This window comes from Rheinheimera sediminis (assembly GCF_004005375.1).
In the GTDB taxonomy this organism is placed as follows: Bacteria; Pseudomonadota; Gammaproteobacteria; order Enterobacterales; family Alteromonadaceae; genus Pararheinheimera.
Genome location: NZ_RZUF01000054.1, coordinates 1 through 5,163, shown reverse-complemented (window position 1 = coordinate 5,163; position 5,163 = coordinate 1). Strand labels below are relative to the sequence as shown.

The window sequence follows — 5,163 nt, the reverse complement described above, 5'->3', positions numbered from 1 at the left end:
TATTGACACCGAGAGGCTAATGGGTGACCCCGTTGGTTTCCTAAGTCCGGTGTTTTAGCGTTCAAATACAAAGAAAAAGTGGCGGCGTCTATACCCAGGTGACTGAAAAGCAGAAAGCAGTAACGGATCCCACCCTGTATTTTTGCAGTTAAAGGCTAAACCTAACCCCTGCGTTTGTTTAGGGAAAAACTCAGTAAAAGAGGGACTTGCCTTGTGAATATTTAGACAATACTATCGTTAGTCAGTTGTACTCATTTCTGTTTCGGCAAATGCAAAGCAATAAGGATAGGGATATTTCATGCAAGATGAACTTCAACGAAAAATACTCAACAGATGCAAAGTCGTGATGTTTTGTTTGTTTTGCAGCTCAGCCAGTGCTGCAATGCAGCCGAGTTTGACTGAGTTCCGCACTTTCTCTGATCCAAATGGTCAGTTGTATTTAGAGGCCCCCAAAGATTTTGTGCTTATAGCCGCAGAAGTAAACATTCCTTTGATGGTCAGTAAAAAATATGGCTACCTGAAAATTATCCAGACGCCAACAGGCTGGGGACTTGAACCTGTCACCTATGAACAATGGAAAGCATTGCAGCTGACAGAAGGTCACCCTTTTGTGGTTTCAGCAAACAATACAGAGCAGCCTGATAAAGTGTCCTTAAATGTGGTGAATCAACCTTTTTCTGTATTTGTTATTAGCGGCTTAAATTCTATGTTCTCCTTCTCTGCCTTTAATTCAGACGGTACAGCTTATAATGCTGCCGATCTAACCCGTCAGACCATCTATAACTACGACAATAAAAGGCGTTTACTCAGTACAACAAAATAGTCTAAGTAATTTTCACCACAGTTTTTTGTTGTTCAATACAATTTGACACCACAAATAATAAAACGGAGCCATCATTTCCCGTATAGCGCTTTGCTTATCGGGATTGCGCGATAAAGCATCCGTCACTTTAGTTCGGGCCATTTGTGCTGCCATTGAACTCTATGGCAAACCACGGGTGATACGCACTGACAACGAAGCCGTGTTTACCTCCAGAACTTTTCGTTGGGCTTTGAAATTCTTAGGTATCAAGCATCAATGCACGGAATTAGGTTGTCCTTGGCACAAAATTGCTTTTCCAATTTTGAACATCGAAGCGCAGCGACGGTGGTCCGGGGGTGAGCAATGGCACATTGCGAATAAAACGGTCGTATCGAGAGGCTATTCGGGACATTTAAAAANGGGGTGAGCAATGGCACATTGCGAATAAAACGGTCGTATCGAGAGGCTATTCGGGACATTTAAAAAGCATGTCCGTCAGATCCTGATCGCTCATGGTGATGAACTCACTCAACGCTTAGCTGAGTTTCAATTCTGGTATAACGCCATCCGTCCACACCAAAGTTTGAAAGGCCAGACACCAGACGAAATCTGGCATGGCAGAGCAATTCCTCACTCTAAAAACTGGACTTATGTTGAATTCTGGAATGGTGTGCTGCAGGGGTTTTATGCCAGAGAATAAATCCGGCAAAGGAACGCAACAAAACAAAAAACACTGTCCGCGCAGGATATAGGCAACGGCTACCTGAATAGCCGCTGTTTGCTCAAAAAGAAGACGATTTTTTAAGGAGCGCTAAAAATGCTGATCACAAACAGGCATTTTTAGTGAAAAACCCAAGCAAGATTGTTTAACTTTCAAACAAAATGGCATTACCAAAACCTTCAACAACCCTGCCGGACACTCGGACGGGACAACACCTTGAGAAGCTATGTATGTTGTTGATTATGTTATTGATGTGCATCCTGAAGTTTTGCTTTCAAACTCATCACAAGAAATCCTTCCGTCCAGCCTTCAGGAACAAGCCCGTGTTTTTCCGCAAAGTGCGAACTCATAAAAAACCAGATTGGGCCGTTGTTGAAATTATTCGTTTAAAAGCCCTGATGCCAGACACTGGGTGCAGAACTTTGGCTGACTTATTTAACCGCCGTTTTGCCACACTTAGAGTTTCGGTGGGAAAAACCTGGGTCTGTTATACCCTGCAACAGCATCATCATGCCGTGGTGTTAAAACGCAAAGAGCTAAAAAACAAAGCACCGTATCAAATCACACCTTTTCGATACTGGGGCATGGATTTAACTGGTGTGACTGACCAGCAGGGCAAAACCCATACCGTTTTAGGAATTTGCGAACATCACTCCCGCAAAGCGCTGTGTTTATCTGCACTTCGTGATAAAGCTTCCGTCACTTTGGTTCGGGCCATTTGTTCTGCCATTGAACTCTATGGCAAACCCCGGATTATCCGCACCGACAACGAAGCTGTTTTTACTTCAAGAACTTTTCGTTGGGCTTTGAGATTCTTAGGAATTAAGCATCAATGCACTGAGTTAGGCTGCCCTTGGCAGAACGGACGGATCGAAAGACTATTCGGGACATTAAAAAGGCATGTCCGTCAGATCCTGATCGCTCATGGTGATGAACTCACTCAACGCTTAGCTGAGTTTCAATTCTGGTATAACACCATCCGTCCACACCAAAGTCTTAACAGCCACACACCCGACGAAATCTGGCATAACAAAGCAATTCCTCACAGCAAAAAACTGGACCTATATCGAATTCTGGAATGGCGTGCTGCAGGGGTTTTATGCCAGAGAATCAATCCGGCAAAGGAACGCAACACAACAAAAAACACTGTCCGCGCAGGATATAGGCAACGGCTACCTGAATAGCAGCGGTTTGCTCAAAAAGAAGACTATTTTTTAAAGAGCGCTAAAAATTCTGATCTCTATCAGAGATTTTCAGTTAGAAACCCAAGCCAAGCTTGTTTAACTTTTAAACAATCTGGCGTTACCAAAACCCTCAATCATCCCGCCGGACACTCGGACAGGACAACAACAAACTAACGAGGAGTTACAGCTCTTTTCCAAGGGAAAAAGTAAATGGTATATTTTTCAGGCGAATTAGTAGCTAAGGAGTTAAACCATACATCCAGTTCAAAGTTTTCCTCACCACAGGAAAACTTTTCATCAAATATCAGAACTGCTCCATAAACCTCACGTCTATTAACATATTGGTCGTATGTCTTATTAAAGTCCTTATTGATATTCTGCCTGAAATCAGAAAAACCGTCTTTTATTAATCCTACCTTGATGTAATCAGCAGCACGAACCGTGGACGGTTCTTCTGTGCCATAAGGTCGGTAATTAGCTATATGAAAACTCTTACCATTTACTTTTGCTACAGTTTTCGACAAATCTAATTGATACCCCTGATCAGAGTACATCTGTATATGCAGGCTATCATCCATTGATGATTCACAACTTTCATAGTCAGGTTTTAGGTGACGGCCAGGCACACGATTAAAACTAACCACAAGATGTGGATTCAGCTCAAGAAATGGCCTGGCTTCATACCATGGGTCGGGTTGTCTTTCTACTCGGCCTCTAGGCACTAAATCATAACTACTGGAGACAAATACTGTCGTGCTGTAACACCCCGTGAGTAGTAAACCCGCCAAACCAATCAGTAATTTACTCATCTCGCAAGTTCCTTGCATAGTATTTATATGAACTGGTTCCCAGAGCCATATAGTTGCCGTACATTGCTGGTGCTATGGTTCCGACCAAAACAAGGCTGCTTGTGGCTACAATCTTTGCCATCCATTTATCATGAAACACAGCCATCGAATTCATACCCGGAACTTTGGCTACAGCTTGTAGCCATGGAGCGTACTCTGTATCAAGACCAAATTGAGCAACACCGCCTTTAACCCATACTTTTCCCTGATTGATAAGTTGATCGCCATCCATCTCTTTCAAAAGTTTGTTGACATCATCAACTGATAGTTCTGAAAGACGTTTACCTACTAACGACTCATAATTATCACTATCTTTCATGACCTCAATCGATTTTCCAACATTCGATACTTTTGGATCATGCACCCCTGCGCCATATTCTTTCACCACAGGATCACCTTCAGCAGCCTTCAGACTGTGTTTATAACCCGAATACGCTTCCATACTCACCAACACGGCCTGTGCCAATGCTGCTTTGCGAGCACCGTCGCTGCAATTCCCACCTGAAACTTCACCCGCAGCGCAACCACCCGCTGCTGACACTGCAACCCTGTAACTGGCGTCTTTGAATGATGTTCCCGATGCTGACAAATGCTGAGAGACGCCACCTGTAATAGCTCCGGTTAACGCGCCTTTCGTCGCACCTCGTAAATTTCCGGTCATAATGGCCCCGCCTACAAAACCTGAAGCAGCACCTGCCAACATTGCCTGTCCAACACTCATACTCAACGCACACATTCCCCCTGAGTTAAGTAATAATCCTGATACTGCGCCAAATGTGTAGTACGAAACAACAGCGGCCACTATCATTTTTCCCCATTTCTTCCATGTCTTGCTCAGCCAGCTATAACCACTCGGATCCGTCATCGACATCGGATTATTCATGACATAGGAGTATCGGTTAAAGCTTTGCAAATCTGTTGGCGATTGGATGATCGGATCCGCCTGCATAAACCTGCCAAGCACAGGGTTATAAGTCCTGCCCCCCATATGAATAACCTCAAAGTCATTCACCATTTCATGACCGGTGTAGCCTTTACTTTGAGCTGGGCTGGTATAAGTCAATAAGCTGGTATTCACCACATACTGCTTGCCCCAGGGGTCGTACATCAGTTGTTGTACTGTGTTGCCTGACGCATTGGTAATAGCTGTGGTGCTGCCCTGTTGGTCTTTATGCAGGTAGTAGGTTTCGTTCGCTCCATTGCTGCGTTTGGTGATAATGGCATCACCTACACTGTACTTATGCTCCACTACTCCGCTTGGTAGCGTGATTTGTTCATACCCATCCAGCATCAGCGTTGAGGTGATGTTATTGCCTCTTTTATCAATGCGTTTTATCAGCTCTCTGTTCGGCCCATACTCAAAATCCGTAAAATCCGTGTTTTGCTGAATCCGGCTTGGCTTCTCGTAAGCCGTATAGATAAAGCTGCGTTTACTATCGTTCGTCACATTGCCATTGGCATCGTAAATAAAGCTGTAATTGCCCACGCCAGGCTTAGAGGTTAAATTGCCCATGGCATCGTAGCCATAGCTTTCCGTCATCGCCAATGCACCACTGACATTCAATGCTGAATTCACTGTTCTGCTGGTGAGCCTGTGCAGGTTATCGT

At 44.2% G+C, this 5,163-nt stretch carries 5 protein-coding genes; 3 read left to right on the top strand and 2 right to left on the bottom strand.

The genetic code is table 11. From position 1 onward, the window contains the following. Positions 1–298: 298 nt before the first annotated feature. The 3 genes from EMM73_RS19565 (at position 299) to EMM73_RS19550 (ending at position 2,707) form a co-directional block, all read left to right on the top strand. Positions 299–823, top strand: coding sequence for a hypothetical protein (locus EMM73_RS19565; protein ID WP_127688440.1), 525 nt, complete (start codon positions 299–301; stop codon positions 821–823). 436 nt (positions 824–1,259) lie between these two features. Next, positions 1,260–1,502, top strand: a complete 243-nt coding sequence (locus EMM73_RS20595) for an integrase core domain-containing protein (protein WP_127688441.1) — start codon at positions 1,260–1,262, stop codon at positions 1,500–1,502. Positions 1,503–1,846: 344 nt separating this feature from the next. After that, entirely contained in the window at positions 1,847–2,707 is an 861-nt protein-coding gene (locus tag EMM73_RS19550) for an integrase core domain-containing protein (RefSeq protein WP_186435307.1), read from the top strand. Positions 2,708–2,877: 170 nt separating this feature from the next. On the opposite strand, the gene EMM73_RS19545 is transcribed toward EMM73_RS19550, so the two are convergent. Beyond that, on the bottom strand, positions 2,878–3,516 hold the full coding sequence (locus EMM73_RS19545; protein ID WP_127688438.1) for a hypothetical protein: 639 nt from the start codon (positions 3,514–3,516) through the stop codon (positions 2,878–2,880). Further along, a partial coding sequence (locus EMM73_RS19540) for an RHS repeat domain-containing protein (RefSeq protein ID WP_145987575.1) occupies positions 3,509–5,163 on the bottom strand: 1,655 nt, incomplete at its 5' end. The genes EMM73_RS19545 and EMM73_RS19540, both read right to left, overlap by 8 nt.